Below are 20,943 nucleotides of genomic sequence, written 5' to 3' on the forward strand. Positions count from 1 at the left end.
ATTATTCTCCCTGCCTTTTTCTATAAAGACGTAAAACTACTTTGTTAGCACGTAAGCGACGCATAACCCGCGCTAAATGATTCCTATTACGAACACTAATAGAAAAGGTTACCGCATTATGTCGCCCATCACGTGGATCAACATTAATATTGCCGATATTTGATTCAGCTTCAGAAATCGCTGTCGCTAGTGCTGCTAGTACACCACGTTGGTTAGCCACATCAACAGTAATATCTACCCAAAATTCGCCTTCTACTTGTTCATCCCAGCGAAGAGCAATGAATTGATCGGGGCTGCGAACATGCTTTATTTGGGCACAATCACTGGCATGAACTAAAATACCACGTCCCTGCTGGAAGCGACCAACAATTTTATCACCTGGAATAGGTTGACAACAATCGGCGAAATTAACCACCATACCTTCTGTGCCTTTAATCACTAATGGTCCACTTCGACTACTTTTATCCAAGTTTTCTGGGTTTTCTTGGCTAACTACTAACCGCTTAGCGATAACCATAGGCATTTGGTTACCTACGCCAATGGCATAAAGCAACTCATCAGCTGACTTATAATTTAAATCATGTAATAGCGCCTGTAAGGTTTCTGGTGGCACTTTAGCATAATCGCTAGCAAGGCTTGTTAAGGCTTGCTCTAATAGGCGCTTACCTAAACTAATAGATTCGGCATGTTGCTGACTTTTTAAGAAATGGCGGATGTTACTGCGCGCTTTACCGGTAACCACGAAATTAAGCCAAGCTGGATTTGGACGAGCGCCCGGAGCTGTTATAATTTCTACAGTCTGACCATTAGTTAATGGAATACTAAGTGGTACAAGGCGGCGGTTAACTTTCGCCGCTACACAGCTATTTCCGACATCAGAATGTACAGTATAAGCAAAGTCGACGGGTGTTGCTCCCTTTGGCAGCTCCATAATATGCCCTTTAGGGGTAAAAACATAAACTTCATCAGGAAATAAATCAATTTTTACGTTTTCAATAAATTCTAAAGAACTACCGGTGCTACGCTGCATTTCAAGTAATCCTTGTACCCATTCACGAGCACGCAACTGTGCCTCGTTCACTTCTAAGCCAGACGATTTATAAATCCAATGAGCAGCTACCCCATTATCAGCTACTTTATCCATTTCACGTGTACGAATTTGTACCTCTAAGGGGACACCATAAGGCCCAAATAAAGTTGTATGCAGTGATTGATAGCCGTTAGCCTTAGGAATACCTATATAATCTTTAAACCGTTGTGGAACTGGTTTATAAGTACGATGCAGCGCACCTAAAACGCGATAACAAGAATCTATATCTTCGGTAATGACACGAAAAGCAAAGACATCTGTGATTTCGGTAAAAGATGCTTTCTTTTGTTTCATTTTCCGATAGATACTATATAAATGCTTTTGGCGACCAAACACATGCTCATAAGGAATATTGAGCTGTTGTAAGGCATTTTCTAAATCATGTTCAATTTTTTGCGTTAATTCACGGCGATTACCGCGTGATTTTTCAACAGCGGCTCGAATTGCCCTATAGCGCATAGGATAAAGCGCTTTAAAGCCTAGATCCTCAAGGCCGGTATAAATAGCATGCATACCGAGTCGATTTGCAATTGGTGCATAAATTTCTAATGTTTCAATAGAAATTCGACGTCTTTTAGCAGCAGGCATAGCACCTAGAGTATGCATATTATGGAAACGGTCAGCTAATTTTACAATAATGACACGAATATCTTTCACCATGGCTAAAACCATTTTGCGAAAGTTCTCAGCTTGTGCTTCTGCGCGTGATTCGAATTTAATTTTAGTTAGTTTAGTTACTCCATCAACCAAAGCGGTAACATCTTCACCAAACTGTTGGGTTAAATCTTCTTTACTAATAGAGGTATCTTCAACCACATCATGCAGTAGAGTCGCCATAATGGTTTGATAGTCAAGGCGCATTTTAGCTAAAATGAGGGCCGCTGCAACCGGATGAGTGATATAATCTTCACCTGATCGACGCATTTGTCCGTGATGAGCATTTTCAGCAACTAAATATGCTTGATAGCATTTTTCAACTTGAGACTGTTCAAGATAACTTGTAAGCTCTTTGTGTAGATCATCAAAATGGCTCATGCAATACACCCTCTGCCTTGCTCATTAAGCATTTAGGAGTTCCTTTTTTCAGATAAATACCCATAACCAACTCATATTAAACCTCTTTGTGCCAGCTATTTAAATTAATAGCTTTAATTGTGGCGAAGGCATGCATATGTAAGCCATTATTAATATAGATTTCGGCAATAGAACTTCTTTAGAGACCCTACTGCAGTGGCCCATTGTCAAGTTGTTGCAGTGCTTAAATCCTCATGAATTAGATAAGTATTCAGTTCTGCGCACTGGTAAAACCTTGCCACTTAGCTCCCGGCAGAGAGTTTAGAAAGAAGTCTAATCTTTACAGAATTTATTCTAGCCGTACTTAATTTCTCTTAATGTTATAAAACTAATGAATAAAAGTTTAAAATTGCGCATACAGGTAACACTTCAATCACTTTAGTTTCATTTTAAATAGTATGCCTTATTTAATAAGTATAATATCTTCATTTTCGCAGCTTAGCCGCAAGCTCCAGCAAAGCTACTAACGCTATTGAATGCTGTAGCTAAACTAGAGAATGTAAAAGGCATTGATTTTCTATATATAAATTCTGGTAATCGCTTTAAGGTTATTTTGCTTTAATTAATCTTTATCTAAAATATCTGCTTTAATTAATCCTTCGGCAATTTCACGCAAAGCAACTACCGTAGGCTTATCGTTTTCCCATTCAACTAGTGGCTGCTCACCGCGCACTGCAATTTCACGAGCGCGTTTGGTAGCGACCATCACTAATTCAAAACGATTATTAACATGTTCTAAACAATCTTCTACAGTTACACGTGCCATAAATTATGCCTCCATTATTTTTTATAGGCTATTTTAAAAGAAAACGCCTAATTAACAGTAGCTTGGAAAATTTTTTCCAAACTACTTTAGAATACTTACTAAATTAATTACAGTTAGACATTATATTCTACAATAAAAACTACGAATTTTAAGCCAAATCCGAGTTATTTTTAAAGTCTAGGTATAAAAATCTTTAACTCCTATCTTTAGTAACTCATAGTTCGAGCCCAACGAGCTACTAAATTACTGGATCCCGCGAACAAGTCGCGAGACGTAGAGTAGTAGCTAAGTCACAAGCTCTAAGGTGACAAGGTGACCAAGCATCAAAACCTAAAATAGCCAAGCACTAAGACCTAAAATAGCTAAGCCATAAGATCTAAAGTAGCCAAATTGCAGATCTTAAATGGCTAAGCTGCAAGACCTAAAGTAGCAAGTCATAAGTCCTAGAGCTGCAAATTACGGAACACATTTCATCTACATACCCTACGTTACGCGGTTTATCCGCGGAATCCAACAAGTAGCCTGGGTGAAACGACGTGAAACCCGGGTTTCGGCCCGCAGGCCTACACCCAGGCTGCAGCTGCTGAAGTTATACTCTATAACTATTTTACTGCTCTAATGTGAACATTGATAGCAATGTTTTAATTTTTTCTGCTTGTCTGGCAAAACTTGCTCGATTCGCTAGGACAATTGCTTGTAACTGTAATGCAGCTTGTTCAAAATCATCGTTAACAATAAGATAATCAAATTCTTTATAATGGCTCATTTCTTCTTTAGCTTGTTGCATCCTTGAACAAATAACATCACTTTCATCCTGACGTCTGGCCTGTAGACGCTGCTCTAAAACCTCCAGAGACGGGGGTATAATAAATATACCAATTGCTGCTGGAAAAATTTTCTTAATTTGTTGGGCGCCTTGCCAATCAATATCAAGTACTACATCAATGCCTTGCTTAAGCCTCGTCATAATCTCGACAACTGAAGTTCCATAATAATGATTAAAGACACAAGCATGTTCAATAAAAGCATTTTTATTGATCATATCAAGAAACTGGCTCTCAGAGACAAAAAAGTAATCAACCCCTTCCCGCTCGCTTGGCCTGGATTTACGCGTAGTATGGGAAATAGATACCTCAATATTAGGCAGATGGGTAATTAGATTTTTAACCAAAGTTGTCTTACCACCACCAGAGGGCGCTGCCACAATAAATACATTGCCGGTAAAGGAATCAACCATGTTTTACTCGATATTTTGAATTTGTTCACGCATTTGTTCAATCAATACCTTCATTTCTACCGCACTTTTAGTTAAATCAATATTGTCTGATTTTGCACTTAAGGTATTGGCTTCCCGATTTAATTCCTGCATTAAAAAATCTAGCCGTCGACCTGCTGCATCATCTTTATTTAAAACTTTATTTACCTCTTGGCAATGCAGTTTAAGCCTATCTAGCTCTTCACTAACATCTAGTTTAGTTAAAATAATAGCGAGTTCCTGTTCAATACGCGAATTGTCAACTTCTAATTGCAATGACTTAAGTCTTGTTAAAAGTTTATCTCGGGTTTGCGGTATATTTTCTTTAATAACTATTGTAGCTTTATTAAGTTCTTCTTGTAGCCTTTGTAGGCGATCTTGTATATGTTGCTTAAGAGCTGTGCCTTCAGTAGCCCTTTGTTGCTGTAATATTGTTAAGCTATCACAAAATAATTGTGTTACTGATTGTTTAAATGGCTCAACATCAAGCTCTGCAGTCTGAATAATCCCAGGCCAAGCTAGTAAGGTTGAAAGGGTAAGGTCATTAGGTAGAAGTTTTGATGCAGCTAATGATTGTGTAATATTAACTAATTTATCTAATAAGTTTTCATTAACCATTAACCCAGGCTCAGTAAGATTTTGCTTAATAATTTTTAACTGACATTCCAATTTACCGCGACTTACATAATCACGAATGATTGTCCTTAATTCAGTTTCTAAAAAACGCCAAGCTTCAGGAAGGCGAAAAGAAACATCAAGGTAACGATGGTTGACAGATTTTATTTCCCAACAAAATCCTATCTCATCAAACTGGGATTGTGCCCTAGCAAAGGCAGTCATACTGTACGTCATAAGTGATAGTATATTGTGCAAAAGTTGGGTGACTATAACTGAAATTTATGCAAATGCAAGTCAAAGCCTAATTTTTACACGTCTGCAGTTAAATTATAAAACAAAGAAAAGCAAGTATTGTAATAAACTTGTAACGGTAATTTAAAGCGAGACTAGACACGTTATACATGATGCATGTTTGAAATTTAGACGTTATACTTCCTCCTCTTGTTTAAGTGAGGAATAACTATGCGTCCCAGCAATCGTGAACCAAATCAACTCCGTCCAATCAAGTTAACTCGTCAATATACTAATCATGCGGAAGGATCAGTCTTAGTAGAATTTGGACAGACACGCGTTTTATGTAATGCCTCAGTTATTGAAGGTGTACCTCGTTTTTTAAAAGGGAAAAATCAAGGTTGGATTACTGCTGAATATGGTATGTTACCACGTGCAACGCATAGCCGCTGTGATCGTGAGGCGAGCAAGGGTAAACAAGGCGGGAGAACCTTAGAAATTCAACGTTTAATTGGTCGTTCATTACGAGCTTGTATTGACTTAAAAACAATTGGTGAAAATACTATTATGATTGATTGTGATGTTATTCAAGCAGATGGCGGGACTCGTACAGCCGCAATTACTGGTGCTTGTGTGGCCATGAAAGACGCACTTAATTGGATGGCAAGTCGAGAGAAACTCCGCAAATTACCTAGTTTTAACTATATTGCTGCTATTTCAGTGGGCATTTATCGGGGACAAGCTGTTTTAGATTTAGATTATGCTGAAGATGTACTGGCTGAAACTGATATGAATATTGTTATGAATGAAGCTGGTGAATTTATTGAAGTTCAAGGTACTGCCGAAGATAAAAGCTTTAGCCGCGCCCAATTAAATAGTTTATTAGATTTAGCTGAGGCGGGTATTCAAGAGCTTATTGCGATACAAAAAGCATCATAGCTTAAAAATTATTGTTGGGCCTAGGCCCAACCTACCATTATAAGTAGAAGCTGGAATTTATTTATGTCAGGGATATATCGTCAATGGATAAGAGAAATTATAACTACCTTCCCACAGATTGATGGCAGCAATCCCTTATTTGAGTTCTGTCTTGAACTAATTGATGATTCACATAGGTCCCCTATCACTTTAGAGTGGTTTGCAAATCACCTTACGACAATGGTTTTGGAGCAAAAAGCGCTTCCTAATAACGATTATAGGAGGCAACTCTTCTTAGAAAACACCCTAAATTGGCTTAAAGATAATAATAACCAAGTAGCCATTCCTCCTGCCCTATTTAACCTACTGCTTAACGACAATTACTTAGAGCCAGTCGTTGAAAGAGAACATTTTGCTATTGAGCTCAAACGTCTAAAAGAAGCCACTACGGAGCTTGTGTCTAAACAGCATCTAATTTTATTTAGTAATCTAGATGCCTATCAAGCAGCACAGTCTCTTAAAAAGATAGTAGATACTTATCTGCCTAGTCGAAAAAAAAATGTCACAGAAAATAAGATTAACGAATATAAAAATAGCTACCTACCTTTTTTCCAAAAGAGTTATCAGCAAAAAGAGCAAGCTTTCAATGCGCTAACTGAGGCTTTAAATGGAATACCAGTTGATTTATTAAGTCACTTAGAGACATTGCGTGAGGACAACTTAGGTAAGGCGCTTAGAGCGTTTATTAAAAATGGCCAAGCAAATGTCATAGTTGGCAAAGACGTTCACACAGTTACAGAGTTTATTAATGAGCTGCATAAACAAGTAAATCCTAGTGTTATACTTCAAGTATCTAATAAATGATAAGTATTCTACAGTAAAATTCAGCACCATAGTATAAAAAATTTTAACCAATTGTTTTAATGTTGACCAAAACTTAAGAAAAGTGTATTATATATAAATACATTTCTTTATATCTTTTAAATTAAATGACTCTTAACTTGATTTCAGCACCCTACTATAGTCCTCGACCCTATTGTCGGCGTGATTATGAGCGATATAAGCAAGCTCTAAGCGCAGCTCAGAAATTAGATCACGGTGCTGAAATACAAAAAGACATTATTAAAAGTGTTAATCCTTATGTTGAATTTGTTTTATGCCATCCAGCTATCAAAAAATTAGCAGAACAACTTAACTTTAATATTGAAGTAAGAAATAAGGCTAAAGTAAAAGAAACAATGGACCTAAAAACAAAAACGCTAGACCCAAAAAAGCTAAAAGATAGTGAAAGAGTATATCAAAGGGACGTTAACTGGATACAATTACCTGAAAGTATTAAAACAGAAGTAAAAACCTTTTATGAGCGTTTAAATAAGTGGGTAAACGCAGAAAATCCTGACTTAACTAATCTTGAAATTAGCTTATGGGATTTAATAAATAAAATTTTCTTTATACGACCTGAAGAGGTAGGTATAGGAAAAACGAAAGACTCGGTTATAAAAACGGAAGAAGAGGTAGGTATAGGAAAAACGAAAGACTCGGTTATAAAAACGGAAAAGGAAAAAACGGCAAAAAATGATTTAATCGACACACTTTCACAAATACACAGTGATTATTTTGCAATAAATAACGTCCATAGTAATCCTATACAAGCACTTGAGTTGAGCTTAAAAACAACTCCTAATCAAACAAACCAGGCATTGACAAAGTTAGATCAGCTTACGCCATTGGAGAAGATAAAAAGCAATTTATTCGAGGCTTTTGAGGAGGCTATAACTAAAATAGTTAAAGAATTAGAGGCAGATGGAGTAAAGATAGCAGAATATAAACAAGTACTAGACAGTTTAGATCCTAAAAAAAACCAACCTGATATAGAGCAAATTAATATATTAAAAAATTTTTTGTGGCAAATTCAGAATGAGCAAATGAAATACGCTTCATCCAACAAGCGCGCTATATATAGAAAATTAGGACAATTAGAACAGATTATAGAAGCTCATCGTGATAATTTAAACCAGGTAAAAGAAATCGAATTTACCCCAACTAAAATTGAACAATTTAATCGCAAAATATTTGCTCAATTGGATAAGCCGGTTAACTCTCTTTCCGAAAAGTTAACAACTTATCTTGACAATAGGGCAAAGGATCAGAGGAATAATAAGGTTAGGCAATATCAACATGGTCATTTTGGCTGTTTTCAGTTGGTCTTTTTTCAAAAAAGTTACGATCAAAAAGAGAAGGCTGTTAAGGCTTTGCAGTCAGCTTTAAGGAATGAAAAAGTTGATCTTTTAGAGCACCTACCTACTCTACGTAATGGTACGCTAGGTACAGAACTGAGAAAATTTATAAAAGCAGGATATGCAGACACGATTGTTGATAAAGAAGTACGAACCGTTAGCGATTTTATAAAAGCGTTAGATGCACAGGTAAATTCTCAATTAACGCCTCTATCGCCTAATTAATACTATTTATTTCAATATTTATTTCTTTTAATCAAACACTGCCTTATTAACAGCTATCTCTTGCGCGGCACTCTTGGCAATGATTTTATTCTGCACTAATTGTGTTAAATGTTGGTCAAGCGTCTGCATGCCTTGTGATTGACCTGTTTGAATGGTTGAATACATTTGCGCAACCTTATCTTCGCGAATTAAATTGCGAATGGCAGCATTACAAATCATAATTTCTAATGCAGCAACTCGCCCACCACCATATTTTTTAAGTAAAACTTGTGAAACGACAGCTTGTAGGGACTCAGAAAGCATAGTACGCACCATGGCTTTCTCGTCGCCTGGAAAGACATCAATAATACGATTAATTGTTTTAGTAGCAGAATTTGTATGTAAGGTACCAAATACTAAGTGGCCTGTTTCTGCGGCAGTTAGGGCAAGACGAATGGTTTCTAAATCACGTAATTCGCCAACTAAAATTACATCTGGATCTTCGCGTAGGGCCGAGCGAAGTGCTGCGTTAAAACTTTCCGTATCTCGATGTACTTCTCTTTGATTAAGCAAACATTTTTTACTTTCATGTAAAAACTCGACTGGATCTTCAATAGTTAAGATATGTTCATAGCGAGTGGAATTAATATAATCAATTAACGCCGCAAGGGTTGTACTTTTTCCGGAGCCTGTGGGGCCTGTAATTAATACTAACCCATGGGGGTAAGAAGCAATCGTTTGGAAAATAGGAGGTAAACCTAACTCCTCAATACCCAATATATGGCTGGGAATAGTTCTAAACACAGCACCAGCACCGCGAACTTGATTAAATATATTGACACGAAAGCGAGCAAGATTCGGTATCTCAAATGAAAAGTCTGTTTCTAAGTGCTGTTCAAAATCCTTACGCTGTTTATCATTCATAATATCATATACGACGTCAATAACTTCTCTATGCTCTAAGGGTGGAATATTAATCCGTCGTAAGTCACCATCGACACGAATTAAGGGAGGAAGGCCTGCCGATAAATGTAGATCTGATGATTTGTTTTTCACTGAAAAAGCCAACAATTCAGTAATATTCATAGAAAATCCATTTCAAATTGGCAAGTTTATAAGTTAGTATAGGATTATTCATCTTCTTTTGAAATAATCAATAATTATATCCGGAAAAAAGTCTTCAAAATGACAATGTACTTCATGTACACTGCGCTTTTTTAGCTTAAAAGTAATCTGCTATAATATTCTTCGCTAAATTTTAGAAGGTATGAGTGAAAAAAGGCACAGGCGTGTTTATACATAACGAAAGCCTAAGTGAGCTTGTTTTACCATATAAAGCTTAGTAGAGACGCTATAATTATCGAAGTAAACTAATGGCTATTATCGCAGATAACATACATTGTATTAAACAATTAGTTCAAACAACATTGCAAACTATGCATAAGCCTTTAAATAGTGTTGCAATACTTGGCGTTAGTAAGGGTCAGCCCGCTTTGGCTATTAGAGAAGCTTATATGGCAGGCCTTTATGATTTTGCTGAAAACTATTGGCAAGAAGCGCATGCTAAACTATTGCAATTGCAAGACCTGTCGATTACCTGGCACTTTATTGGAGCTTTACAAAGTAACAAGGCTAAAGAAATTGCTCACCATTTTAATTGGGTACATAGTGTTGATCGCAAAAAAATAGCCTACCTTCTATCTTTGCATCGCTTAAATCACCTACCACCTTTAAATATATGTATTCAAGTTAACTTAGACCATGAAGAAACTAAAGCAGGCTTGTTACCGCATGAATTACCCGCATTAATAAATTACATTAAACAATTACCACAATTACGTTTACGAGGGCTTATGGCAATTCCTAAGCCCCGCTTAACTGAAGAAGAACAATTTAAGAGCTTAGAGCGGCTAACTATTCTACTTAAACAAACAAACCAGCAATTAAACTTAACTATGGATACGTTGTCTATGGGTATGAGTGATGATTTAACAGCAGCCATTCGGGCAGGTAGTACCTGTGTTCGCATTGGTAGAGCTATTTTTGGTCAACGCAATGGATAGAAGATGAAAATTTGTATTATCGGTTATGGTAGTTTAGGAAAAGCATTGTTTGCCGGCTTAAACCAAGACAAAAATTTAGAGTTTTTTGTTAGCTCGCCTTCTTTACCAGTAGAAACTAATGTTAACGGTATTACCACTCATTATGATAATACAGCTTTTATCGCTATAGCGGATATGGTTATTCTTGCTGTTAAACCGTTCCAAATTAAAGCGGTATTAAGTGAAATTGGCTCTCTTTTACCCGTAAATTGCCTACTTATCTCGCTTGCTGCTGGTATAAGTTTAAGTAAGCTAGCTTCATTTTGTCGATCTAAACAAGCTATTGTGCGTTGTATGCCCAATACACCTATTGCAATCGGTAAAGGGGCAACCGCTTTTATTGCCAATAATTACGTAAGTAGCGAGCAGCAAAAACAGGTTGAAAAGTTATTTAAACCGTTAAGTCTAACTACTTGGCTGCATCATGAAAAAGATATCAATGCTATTACAGCATTATCTGGTAGTGGCCCTGCTTATGTGTTTCTTTTTTTAGAAGCTTTAATTAATGCTGGTGAAAAACTTGGTTTATCCAAAACAGTAGCCCAATCATTTGCTAACCAGACTATAAAAGGAGCATTAAGTTTAGTAGAAAATAGTACGCTATCCCTACCAAATTTGCGCCAGCAAGTCACTTCTAAAGGCGGCACTACTGCTGCAGCACTTGCAGTGTTTGAGCAAAATGATTTTTCAGAAGTCATTTTTCAAGCTCTAAAAGCCGCTTATAATAGAGCTGAAGAAATCGAAAAAGACAACGAACTTTAATTTAAATTTGCAATATTAGCTTGAAAATTTTTAATAAAAACTTCTTTCAAAACTATTATTGCTGAGTTACGGTCAATTAAAAAAACGCTGTGTCTATAAAATACAGGAGTATTTTGCAGCAATTTGAAAGAAATCTAATAAAATTAGGTAGTTTAAGTCCTAAACATGAATAAGAGAGAACGTTATGGCTGGATTAATTGCAGTAAGTTATTTTTTAATTAGTGTATTTTTCAATTTAATTATTTTTATTTTTTGGTTGCGAATTTTCTTACGTTACTATGGAGTTAGCCCACTACATCCTATGGGTCAAGCTATTTATCGCTTAACTGATCAATTTATTCTTCCTATAGAATCGAGAGTTTTTCGTGGTAAACGCTATCCACAACGATTTGATAGTATTAGTTTTATTTATATTGTCGTACTTGAAATAGTAAAATTTCTCTTATTAGGCTTAATTGCTTACCGCATGGTATTACCGGTTACTTATTTACTACTGCTAGTTGCTGCTGATTTAATTATTCAGCTAGGCGATTTATTATTTTATGCGCTTTTACTCAGAGTCATTATGAGCTGGATTAACCCTCAATGGCAAATGCATCCAGCTGCCATGATTATTAATTTAATCACTGATCCATTAATCAAAATAGGACACCGCATTATTCCTAACATTTCAGGTTTTGATTTTGCACCTTTTATTATGATGGTTTTTATTAAAGTAATTACACTTTTTATTAGTGCATCTGTACCAATTCACTTGTAACTCTCAACTAAAAAGTAGTAAACGCACTATAATTGATACAAGGGATAATAGATCAGGTAGTGTTGTCAACTTCTTAAAAGTATCTCTGTCATTCCCGCGTAGGCGGGAATCTATTTCTAAGTAAGCACTGTGTCAGTGTTAGGATAGATTTTCGCCTGCGCGGAAATGACAGGCTTCTTAAGTTGACGGTATTAATAGATTAGGTAAATAGCATTGATCTATTACAAAAATGTGGAGGGCTATACTATGTATCTACGTTATGGGGTTGTTACAGCGCTTTTTTTTCCGCTTTTAGCGTTTAGCCAACAGTCGGTATATTGTCCACAAAACCATGGTTTTATTAATATAGGAATGACTCAAGATCAAGTGATTGCAGCCTGTGGCCAGCCCTTAAGCAAACAACAATCTAATCAACCTTTTACGCAAAAAGTCCCAGAACAACAGCTTATCTACAATCATCAAGGCGCAAGAACTGCTTTTTATGGTGTTTGGGCACTACCTATTGGTAATACCAATTATGGTGGCGCAACACCCTTCGGTGGCAACAGTGGTGGCGGTGCTCAATTGCAGGTTAATATTATTAATAATAAAGTAGACTCTGTTACCCTTAATGGCTCTAATACTAATGCGTTTAGTATTTGTGGCGGACGAAGTATTGAAGTAGGTGATCCCTTAAGCCTAGTTTATAATGCTTGCGGAACACCTTCCTTAGTAAACCACACCTACATTAATCAAATTGTACCCAGTGCTACGAAACCTGAAATCTGGATTTATCAAGCTGATCAGTATCAAAAGCCAATGAGCTTGACAATTGTTGATGGCAAACTACAATCCATCGAATAATTCTAATTAAGGATATTAAGTGAGCGAAACAATAGATGATTTAACTATTTCCTTTTCAGAAGATGGTGTTGAAACTGTTCGTGAATTAGATAAATATATTTTATCGAAAGGCGCGTGGACCACTATTTTATATCGCTATCAAGAATGGGAAAAAGCTAAACAAGCCTATGGCGCGGTAAAATATTCTATTAGACGCTATCAAAAGCGTAATAACCAGTATTGGATGAAATCTAAATTTAATATTTCTAGCGAAGAGCAAGCACGCAAAATTATCGAAGTATTAAGCATGTGGCTGGCAGAAGATAACATTGTAGAAAATTAGAATAAATACCACAATTTAATGTGGTATTTATCACTATTATTTCTTTTTAAGTTAATTAGCAATATAATGAATTATCCCCGATTATCGAAAGGCTGTACTGGGCGCATTTTGGGTACATCTGAAACCTTCTCATTAGCTTGGTTTGCAAGTTTAAATATACCCAGTCTAGGAGACAATATCCGCGAGTAAGCAATATCTTCCTTAGGCTTTGAAATTTCTTCTATTACCTCATTTAATTTATAGGTTCCATGAAGAGCTTGAAACACTTGCTTACCCGCAAGTAGAAAAACCCAAGGGTTATTGGCTTCTTTCATTACAACACGACCAAAACTATCAGGGGTGTAAGTCCAGAGGATATTACCTGTATTTCTACCTACCGCACTCGTATTTGCTTCAATAATTACATTTACTAAAAAGGGATGTTTTGATAATTGCTCAGCAATGCCATTAGGTATGATAGCCGCCTTACAACATTCTAATGATAATACACGGGGCGCTTTTTTAAGCCCATTTTGAAATAACCTGTTTATACATTCTTCAGCTGTTTCTCCTTGAATAAAATAACCGGCATCTTCTAAGGCAGAGCTTTTCTTACTATTTTTATTAGCCAGTGCTTTTGGCGGCGTTGAATGGCCAACTATAGTTAAATGATCATTACTTTTAACTTTACCTAATTGATTAGTTTCTAATACGATATAGCCATGTTTCCTGGCATTTTCCATTTGACCATTCACCATCAATGATGAAGTTTCGGCTACATAGAAAGGATGATACCAAATATATTGCTTCATAAGTCTTACTCATCTATCTGTCACAACTTTTAGAAAGGCGATTATAATCAATAAAAATTAAGTAAATATTAAATAAAAATTAATAATATTTTTTATGCAAGTTTTAAGTTAGACAATTACTTAACCTAATTAAATTAATAAATAGGGCTTTCACAAAATTTTAAGCGGGAGCAATTTTTAAAAAATAAATAATTTTAAAATAGAATAAACTCAAAACAGTTATTGATTTTATTAGAATAAAATAAAGAAATATTAGAAAAAATTTTAAATATATTATTTAAAAATAGTGTTAATAATTTATTAATATTTAAGTGTTAATATTTAATTATCTATTAGATATAACTATTGAGTAGTTTTTACCATGCAAGAGAAACTTGAGCGGCCAACAAAGTCTATTGAAGAGTCAGAACTCAATGAACCACGTATTACACCTTCGCAGAAAAGAAAAACACATCTAAAAGAGCAAGAAAATGCAGATGAAGGTGAAAATGAAGGTGTCAATCAGATTGAAGAAATATCACTATTAGATAGTCAAAAAAGAAGTAAAAGCGAATTTGCATTACCTAAGGGCAAGGAAAAACCAGCTAAAGGAGACCTTTCTTCCAATGAAGGTAAAGGAAAGGAAGAACAACCTCATGAAACTGAGAGCACTATTACTAAAGTTGATAAGAATGAAATACCACTTATTTTATACAAAGACCCACTTTTTTATAATTTCGTAGATGGTGTAAACGGTTATAGCTTAATTGTATTAAATGTAAATGGTATCATTACTGGTATAAATATGAGCAAGGGAGTTGGTAAAAAACCCGACCCAGGCGATGATTTTCTGCAACTAGCGCCGGATACTATCCCTAGTGAGGATGGCTTTAGCCATGCTTTTGCGGTGTTTGGAGGCTATCAAAAACTTAGTAAATTAGGAAATAACCCTGAACCGGTACAAGTTATTGTTATGCGTGGCTTCGTTGGGACAGACAGCGGTCATTTTGGTCTGGCAATGATTATTAATAGACCACGTATTCGTTCGGATGTTTTAAAAAAATATAATATTGAAGTAGATAAAAACTATATTTTCTCTGGCGAATGTTCTTCTAACCTTGTGATGGGTAACATGCGAGATATGCTTGGCTATCAATTAACAGGTATAAGGTTTAATTTAAAAGGCCAAGAAAGCAATAAATTCAGACAACCTAATGTAAAATTAATTAGCTATATTCCTAAATCATTAATTGTGTTTAGCCCAGAGTTCGATAAATTATTAGAACCACAATATGAGGGGCCAGAGGAACGAGCAGCGGCAAGTCAGTCTGCATCAAGCTCTGTAATAAATCCAAATGCCTTTTTTGCGCACACCCCTTTAAATAGTGACGTTTCTTCTAATCCTACTATTAGTAGTGACGTCAAAAATGATAGTGACATCAAAAATGATAGTGACGTCAAAGATGATACTGATAGCTTTAACTTTGGTGGATCATAATTGATTATAAAAATTTATTCTCTAAGGTTAGTAAATTATTATTATTTTACTTTTAAGTAACAGAAATACATTGGTTATTTCTTAGTAACTTTGGTCAGGTCTATATTTTGAATATTTATATAAAGTAGCTTATAATCCACCGCTTCCCTGAAGGAGGCGCTGATTGAAAGCTCGAATTATTAGCTTACTACTCTTCTTAAGTATTTTAGCAACGATTTTATATCGTTTAGTTTTACCTCATAACCCTTCTAAATTAACTAATAAAACTCAACCCATACTAGTTGAAACAGCAACAATAAAGGAAGCTTTTTTTGCCGATCAGTTTGAAACTATTGGTAGTTTAAGTAGCTTAGATAGTATCGAAATTAGTTCAGAGTTAGCAGGACAAATTGCATCTATTTATTTTAAACCTGGAAGTTTAGTGCCAAAAGGAACTTTATTAATTCAACTTGATGACACTATTTTAAAAAGCGAACTTGCAAGTGCTAAAGCTAATCTTCTTCTTAGTGAATCAATGTATCAACGAAATCAAGAACTTGCAAAGCGCAAATTAGCCCCCGAGCAAGCTCTAGATAAAGCCTTAGCTGAGCTTAAAGAAAAACAAAATATTGTTAAAGTAAAAGAAGCGCAATTATCAAAATTAAGCCTACGAGCACCTTTTACAGGGACATTAGGTGCGCGAAAAGTTAGTATTGGTCAATATGTTAAAGTAGGTCAGCCCTTAGTTAGCTTAATTGCTAATCAGCAACTTAAAGTTGAATATAATTTGCCTGAACATTTAGTTTCACGGGTTAAAAAAGACCAAAAAGTACAGATAATTTCTGATGCCTTTCCACATGAAATTTATCAAGGTTTAGTTAATTATATCGCCCCTAATATAGATAAAGGAACACGCACTATTGCTATAGAAGCCTTAATTGATAATAAACAAAATTTATTATTTTCAGGCCTTTTTGTTCGAGTTCATCATCAGTTAGGCGATGTTAAAAAACATTTCTTAATACCGGAAGAAAGCATTATTCCAACTATAAATGGCCAAAAAGTTTTTATTGTGGATGAGGGTAGAGCTCTCACAAAACAAATAAAAGTAGGCGCTCATTACGGGCCAATGATTGAAGTCCGTCGTGGGCTAAAACCTACTGATATCGTTATTATTCGTGGTCAGCATAAATTAAAAGAAGGTGTTAGTGTTTTTGCTAAAAATGAAGGAAAACAGGCGTGAATTTATCTGAATTTTGCATAAAACGCCCCGTTTTTACTATTGTTTTATCAGTATTATTAATCATAATTGGTTTAATTTATTTTAATAAATTGCCAATACGTCATCTTCCTAATATTGATAAACCAACTATAACCATTACAACTAATTTTGAAGGTGCAAGTCCTGATTTAATTGAAAAAGAAATTACTATACCTATTGAAAATACGCTAGCAAGTATTCCTGGAGTAGATAGCATACGTTCTTTAAGCTTTTTAGGTAAAAGTCGAATAAACATTGACTTTCAATTAGGTGTTGATGTTAATGAAGCAATTAATGATATACGTAATAAATTGTCAGCATTGCAAAATAAACTACCATCAGCTAGTTTCGCACCTACCGTTACCAAAAATGATTCTGATGCAAGCCCTTTAATGATTATTGGTTTTCATGATGAAGAGAAAAATGCACTGGAAACTACTGACTATTTAGAACGTTATATAAAGCCTACCTTACAAGAAACGCAGGGTGTAGGTGAAGTCCTTTTTCAAGGTGGCCGTAATTATGCAGTTAAAATTGCGCTAGATCCAGTGGAAATGGCCGCTCGAAAAATTACTGTTGCTCAAATAAAAAAGGCATTAATACAGCAAAATATTGATATTCCCAGCGGTCAGATTAAAAGTAAAAATCGCTATTATACGGTTGTTACGCACGCTAAATTAAAAAATGCGCAAAGCTTTGGCGAATTAATCATTGCTGAACGAGAGCATCAATTTATTCGCCTGCTAGATGTAGCAAAAATTACAGTAGATAGTCAGAATAATGACAATTTATTACGTATTAATGGTAAACCTGCGGTTGGTTTAGCTATTTTAGCGCAATCAACCGCCAATCCATTAGAAGTTGCTAAGGCCTTAAAAAAATCATTAAAACAATTACAGCCTACTTTTCCACCTACCTTAAAAGCAAATATTGTTTTTGATGCAACTCAATTCATTCAAGAATCAATTAACAAAGTTTATCATACGTTTTTTGAAGCAGCCCTCTTTGTAGGCTTAGTCGTTATTTTATTTTTAGGTAATTTAAAGGCTGCTTTCATTCCTATTATTACTATTCCAATTTGCTTAATTAGTGCTTTTTGGCCAATGTCTTGGCTTGGTTTTGAAATAAATACCTTAACCTTATTAGCTATGGTTTTAGCCATTGGGCTTGTAGTGGATGATGCTATCGTTGTTTTGGAAAATTGCCATCGTCATTTAAAATTAGGTCTCACGCCTCTTGCTGCCGCGATTAACGGAAGCAGAGAAATTATTTTTGCTATTATTGCGATGACCATTACTTTAGCTGCAGTCTATGCTCCTATTGGTTTTGTTAATGGCTTTACGGGAAAACTATTTTTTCAATTTGGTGCAACTTTAGCAGTATGCGTTATCTTATCAGGCGTCATTGCTTTAACTTTGTCACCTATGATGTGCTCACAATTAATGCAGCCTCAGGAAAATCGTTATAGTCGATGGCTAGATAGACGATTTGTAATACTCACGCAACTTTATATTTCTAGCTTAAAAAACGTCATTTCCAAACCCTATTATTTAATTATTGGCATTTTTTTAAGCATTTTATTGGGTCTATTTTGTTATCATTATTTACCTGCCCAATTAGCACCTCCGGAGGATCAATCCTATATTATAAGTCCACTTACCTCACCCACGAATGCTAGTACAGCTTATACTGATCATTATACCCGTGAACTAGAAGCTATTTATGAAACCATTCCTGAGAAAAAAATTTATCTCTCCTCTATCAAACCTGCTTCTGCCTTTACCTTATTGCAGTTAACACATTGGGATAAACGCACACGCTTACAAAAAAACATCGCTGAAGAACTTAATGAAAAAATGCAAAATATTGTCGGTGTTAATGTCTTCCCTATTAGTCCAAGCCCTTTTGGGCGACGTAATGGTAGTAATAATCAATTTAATATTACTTTACTTAGTAATACTACCTATCTGCGTTTAAATGAAGTAAGTAATGAAATTATTAAATTATTAGCGGATTTACCTGAGTTAAGACAAATTAAGAATAATTTAGCATTAGATAGTGAGCAGATTAATATTGAAATTAATCGCCATCTTGCTGCTGATTTAGATGTAAGCCTTGCAGATATCGCTGAGTTATTATCAACAATGCTAGGTGGTAATAATCCAATTAATTTTAATTTTGATGCGCAGACTTATCCAGTTATTTTACAATTAAAACAATCTTCTTTAAAAGATATCTCCATTATTAATAAATTATATGTTCAAAGTGAGAGAGGACAAATGATTCCTCTATCTAGCCTTGTAAAAATTAAAAATGCTATTGGTCCTGATAATCTTCCTCATTTAAATCGTTTTCGCGCTGCAACCATTAGTGCTGAACTAAATCCAACTATTCATTTACCGACGCTTATCAAAAAAACACAAAGAATATTAGAAAATAATTTACCTAATGATATTCAATATCGGTTTACAGGCCAGATAAAAGATTACTTAGAGTCAGCTCATGATAGTTTATATGCTTTTTTATTAGCTTTACTATTTATTTATCTTGTTTTAGCGGCTCAATTTGAGAGTTTTACCGACCCACTAATTGTTTTATTTAGTGTTCCTCTATGCTTAGTCGGCGCGCTCTTTGCGCTTTACATAACAGGGCAAAGCTTATCTATTTATAGTCACATTGGCATGATAACTTTAGTTGGGTTAGTGACTAAGCATGGCATTATGATTACTGAATTTGCCAATCAACAAGTAGCTCAAGGTGTAGATAAAATCACAGCACTTTTAAGTAGTGCGCGTGTTCGCCTGCGTCCAATCTTAATGACTACACTGGCTATGCTCTTAGGTGCTCTTCCTTTAGCTTTAGCTACTGGTGCTGGTGCTGAAAGCAGAAGACAATTAGGTATTGTTATTCTAGGCGGTATGTTAATTGGAACCTTATTTTCACTGTATGTTGTTCCTTATGCCTACTTAAAACTTTCTAGGCGAACCATGGCAACAAAAAAATATTCAATCACCGCTGCTAAAGTAATTAAAAAAGAGATAACCAAGCAGTCTGCTTAAGTAATTAGCCCTATTTTGTTTAACTTCTTTAATGAACTGTTTATACACGATAGCTGTGTTGCAAGGGTTTCTCCGGTGCTCATTTACGCCATGTAAACTCCGCTCTTCAAAACCCTGGTACCTTGCACTCACCCAAAATAAATAGGTTATGCAAGAGGTCTAATGTCACTAAAAATTTTAGTATATAATTCGTCTTTAGTTAGACGGATATTTGGCTGAACACCTTATTATTTTTTATAGCGTAAACAAACGAAATTTTATTAAGTTGCAGCTTATACTAACTCAGAAAGTTTATGTTTATGAAGCAAGGCATCTTTTACTTATGGCATGGGTTGCTCGTTTATTTCCGCATTATCATCATTATATTTGCGCTTTTTTTGAGGTTGGTTCCACATCCCTAAAGGATTAGTTGAAAGATGCTCATGCAGTGAGACTTGGGTATTTGAAATACGGCTATTTATAGCAATTAATTCCTCTCTCTCTTTATCTTTCTTTTGTTTTTTTAATTCCCTTGTATCGCCTAGATTAAGTATTATCGAAGCAATATAAGTCTCAATATTTTTATAATCTTTAGGTAAAGTTAAAAGGTAGAATGGAGTGTCATTATTTTTATCAGTATCAAGCGTAAATGTTCTTTTTTGTATAATTTTTCCTTCTCGGACTAATCCCTTAAACTTAGCGCGTAAATTAGTATGGAAATTTAAATTACGACCTTCCAATGCTACATAATGATCATTTAAATTTCTTATAATGAAATAGCCTTTGAAGTAATAATTATCAACTTCCTTCCCATTGAGGTAAAGAGTCTTACTTAAAGTTATTAACTTTTTTTCTTTGCTAGACGATAGAAACGCTTTTATATCGTTATCCTTCATTGAAGCTATTTCAGGATCAAGAACTGTATTAATATTTTCAATATTAATTACAGAAGTTAATTCTGGGTCAAGAACTACATTTGTACTTTGAGTATCAGGTACAGAGGCTAATTCTGGGTCAAAAAATATATTTGTATTTTCAGTAACCAATAGTGGTACCAAAAGATCTGGAATGTTTAATAAACTCTCCTTTGAGAGTTCAATTGGTTCATTTGATTGTTCATCTAGTAGAGCAGGACACATAATAGTAACCTCAATAGTTAATTTGTATTAATTTTATACTAAATGATTATTTTATGTAAGATAGTAATTTGGAAAA

Annotated in this window: 17 protein-coding genes and 1 pseudogene; 11 read left to right on the forward strand and 7 right to left on the reverse strand. The window is 35.1% G+C overall.

Translation table 11 applies throughout. The features are described from left to right. Position 1 precedes the first annotated feature (1 nt). From spoT to ACNVED_RS11560, 4 genes and pseudogenes are all read right to left on the reverse strand, one after another. Positions 2-2,125 (reverse strand): bifunctional GTP diphosphokinase/guanosine-3',5'-bis pyrophosphate 3'-pyrophosphohydrolase, encoded by a 2,124-nt coding sequence (gene spoT / locus ACNVED_RS11545; RefSeq protein WP_419419163.1) that lies wholly within the window; start codon positions 2,123-2,125, stop codon positions 2-4. Between the two features lie 607 nt (positions 2,126-2,732). Further along, positions 2,733-2,930 (reverse strand): annotated as a pseudogene (gene rpoZ / locus ACNVED_RS11550) (DNA-directed RNA polymerase subunit omega); the annotation flags it as partial. Between the two features lie 607 nt (positions 2,931-3,537). Continuing rightward, positions 3,538-4,167, reverse strand: a complete 630-nt coding sequence (gmk, locus tag ACNVED_RS11555) for a guanylate kinase (RefSeq protein ID WP_419419164.1) — start codon at positions 4,165-4,167, stop codon at positions 3,538-3,540. 3 nt (positions 4,168-4,170) lie between these two features. Further along, positions 4,171-5,037, reverse strand: a complete 867-nt coding sequence (locus ACNVED_RS11560) for a YicC/YloC family endoribonuclease (RefSeq protein WP_419419165.1) — start codon at positions 5,035-5,037, stop codon at positions 4,171-4,173. 228 nt (positions 5,038-5,265) lie between these two features. Here ACNVED_RS11560 and rph point away from each other — a divergent pair, with 228 nt between their 5' ends. The 3 genes from rph to ACNVED_RS11575 all read left to right on the forward strand — a co-directional run bounded on the left by rph (position 5,266) and on the right by ACNVED_RS11575 (position 8,414). Then, positions 5,266-5,973 carry a ribonuclease PH gene (rph, locus tag ACNVED_RS11565; RefSeq protein WP_419419166.1) on the forward strand — a complete coding sequence of 236 codons (708 nt, stop codon included), beginning with the start codon at positions 5,266-5,268 and terminating at the stop codon, positions 5,971-5,973. Between the two features lie 63 nt (positions 5,974-6,036). Then, positions 6,037-6,816 carry a hypothetical protein gene (locus ACNVED_RS11570; protein WP_419419167.1) on the forward strand — a complete coding sequence of 260 codons (780 nt, stop codon included), beginning with the start codon at positions 6,037-6,039 and terminating at the stop codon, positions 6,814-6,816. 125 nt (positions 6,817-6,941) lie between these two features. Then, positions 6,942-8,414: a hypothetical protein gene (locus ACNVED_RS11575; protein WP_419419168.1), complete on the forward strand. Its 1,473-nt coding sequence runs from the start codon at positions 6,942-6,944 to the stop codon at positions 8,412-8,414. 27 nt (positions 8,415-8,441) lie between these two features. Here ACNVED_RS11575 and ACNVED_RS11580 read toward each other — a convergent pair whose 3' ends face one another. Then, a complete protein-coding gene (locus ACNVED_RS11580; protein WP_419419169.1) occupies positions 8,442-9,479 on the reverse strand; it encodes a type IV pilus twitching motility protein PilT in 1,038 nt (345 codons plus the stop codon). A 287-nt stretch (positions 9,480-9,766) separates the two neighbouring features. On the opposite strand from ACNVED_RS11580, the gene ACNVED_RS11585 reads away from it, so the two are divergent. From ACNVED_RS11585 to ACNVED_RS11605, 5 genes are all read left to right on the forward strand, one after another. Then, positions 9,767-10,456, forward strand: coding sequence for a YggS family pyridoxal phosphate-dependent enzyme (locus tag ACNVED_RS11585; protein WP_419419170.1), 690 nt, complete (start codon positions 9,767-9,769; stop codon positions 10,454-10,456). 3 nt (positions 10,457-10,459) lie between these two features. After that, positions 10,460-11,257, forward strand: a complete 798-nt coding sequence (gene proC / locus ACNVED_RS11590; protein ID WP_419419171.1) for a pyrroline-5-carboxylate reductase — start codon at positions 10,460-10,462, stop codon at positions 11,255-11,257. Between the two features lie 184 nt (positions 11,258-11,441). Next, positions 11,442-12,017, forward strand: coding sequence for a YggT family protein (locus ACNVED_RS11595; RefSeq protein ID WP_419419172.1), 576 nt, complete (start codon positions 11,442-11,444; stop codon positions 12,015-12,017). 246 nt (positions 12,018-12,263) lie between these two features. Beyond that, positions 12,264-12,860 (forward strand): DUF2845 domain-containing protein, encoded by a 597-nt coding sequence (locus tag ACNVED_RS11600; protein WP_419419173.1) that lies wholly within the window; start codon positions 12,264-12,266, stop codon positions 12,858-12,860. A gap of 19 nt (positions 12,861-12,879) precedes the next feature. Next, positions 12,880-13,182, forward strand: coding sequence for a hypothetical protein (locus ACNVED_RS11605; protein WP_419419174.1), 303 nt, complete (start codon positions 12,880-12,882; stop codon positions 13,180-13,182). A gap of 71 nt (positions 13,183-13,253) precedes the next feature. Here the strand turns inward: ACNVED_RS11605 and ACNVED_RS11610 are convergent, their stop codons facing one another. Continuing rightward, a complete protein-coding gene (locus ACNVED_RS11610) occupies positions 13,254-13,973 on the reverse strand; it encodes a hypothetical protein (RefSeq protein ID WP_419419175.1) in 720 nt (239 codons plus the stop codon). A gap of 361 nt (positions 13,974-14,334) precedes the next feature. Between ACNVED_RS11610 and ACNVED_RS11615 the strand changes: the two genes are divergently transcribed. The 3 genes from ACNVED_RS11615 to ACNVED_RS11625 all read left to right on the forward strand — a co-directional run bounded on the left by ACNVED_RS11615 (position 14,335) and on the right by ACNVED_RS11625 (position 19,749). Further along, a complete protein-coding gene (locus ACNVED_RS11615; RefSeq protein WP_419419176.1) occupies positions 14,335-15,450 on the forward strand; it encodes a hypothetical protein in 1,116 nt (371 codons plus the stop codon). Positions 15,451-15,613: 163 nt separating this feature from the next. Then, positions 15,614-16,672 (forward strand): efflux RND transporter periplasmic adaptor subunit, encoded by a 1,059-nt coding sequence (locus tag ACNVED_RS11620; protein WP_419419177.1) that lies wholly within the window; start codon positions 15,614-15,616, stop codon positions 16,670-16,672. Continuing rightward, complete coding sequence (locus ACNVED_RS11625; protein ID WP_419419178.1) at positions 16,669-19,749, forward strand: efflux RND transporter permease subunit; 3,081 nt, start codon at positions 16,669-16,671, stop codon at positions 19,747-19,749. The genes ACNVED_RS11620 and ACNVED_RS11625 overlap by 4 nt, the downstream gene beginning before the upstream one ends. Before the next feature lie 320 nt (positions 19,750-20,069). Here ACNVED_RS11625 and ACNVED_RS11630 read toward each other — a convergent pair whose 3' ends face one another. Further along, positions 20,070-20,867 (reverse strand): hypothetical protein, encoded by a 798-nt coding sequence (locus ACNVED_RS11630; protein ID WP_419419179.1) that lies wholly within the window; start codon positions 20,865-20,867, stop codon positions 20,070-20,072. Positions 20,868-20,943 lie beyond the last annotated feature (76 nt).

It is taken from the genome of Legionella sp. D16C41 (assembly GCF_048541585.1).
Lineage (GTDB): Bacteria > Pseudomonadota > Gammaproteobacteria > Legionellales > Legionellaceae > Legionella_C.

Excerpts from the sequence above, each read along its gene's own strand:
- ACNVED_RS11580 (WP_419419169.1), bottom strand. The coding sequence starts at position 9,479 with ATGAATATTACTGAATTGTTGGCTTTTTCAGTGAAAAACAAATCATCA.
- ACNVED_RS11585 (WP_419419170.1), top strand. The coding sequence starts at position 9,767 with ATGGCTATTATCGCAGATAACATACATTGTATTAAACAATTAGTTCAA.
- spoT (WP_419419163.1), bottom strand. The coding sequence starts at position 2,125 with ATGAGCCATTTTGATGATCTACACAAAGAGCTTACAAGTTATCTTGAA.
- ACNVED_RS11560 (WP_419419165.1), bottom strand. The coding sequence starts at position 5,037 with ATGACGTACAGTATGACTGCCTTTGCTAGGGCACAATCCCAGTTTGAT.
- ACNVED_RS11570 (WP_419419167.1), top strand. The coding sequence starts at position 6,037 with ATGTCAGGGATATATCGTCAATGGATAAGAGAAATTATAACTACCTTC.
- proC (WP_419419171.1), top strand. The coding sequence starts at position 10,460 with ATGAAAATTTGTATTATCGGTTATGGTAGTTTAGGAAAAGCATTGTTT.
- ACNVED_RS11615 (WP_419419176.1), top strand. The coding sequence starts at position 14,335 with ATGCAAGAGAAACTTGAGCGGCCAACAAAGTCTATTGAAGAGTCAGAA.
- gmk (WP_419419164.1), bottom strand. The coding sequence starts at position 4,167 with ATGGTTGATTCCTTTACCGGCAATGTATTTATTGTGGCAGCGCCCTCT.
- ACNVED_RS11630 (WP_419419179.1), bottom strand. The coding sequence starts at position 20,867 with ATGTGTCCTGCTCTACTAGATGAACAATCAAATGAACCAATTGAACTC.
- ACNVED_RS11595 (WP_419419172.1), top strand. The coding sequence starts at position 11,442 with ATGGCTGGATTAATTGCAGTAAGTTATTTTTTAATTAGTGTATTTTTC.
- ACNVED_RS11575 (WP_419419168.1), top strand. The coding sequence starts at position 6,942 with ATGACTCTTAACTTGATTTCAGCACCCTACTATAGTCCTCGACCCTAT.
- ACNVED_RS11600 (WP_419419173.1), top strand. The coding sequence starts at position 12,264 with ATGTATCTACGTTATGGGGTTGTTACAGCGCTTTTTTTTCCGCTTTTA.
- rph (WP_419419166.1), top strand. The coding sequence starts at position 5,266 with ATGCGTCCCAGCAATCGTGAACCAAATCAACTCCGTCCAATCAAGTTA.
- ACNVED_RS11610 (WP_419419175.1), bottom strand. The coding sequence starts at position 13,973 with ATGAAGCAATATATTTGGTATCATCCTTTCTATGTAGCCGAAACTTCA.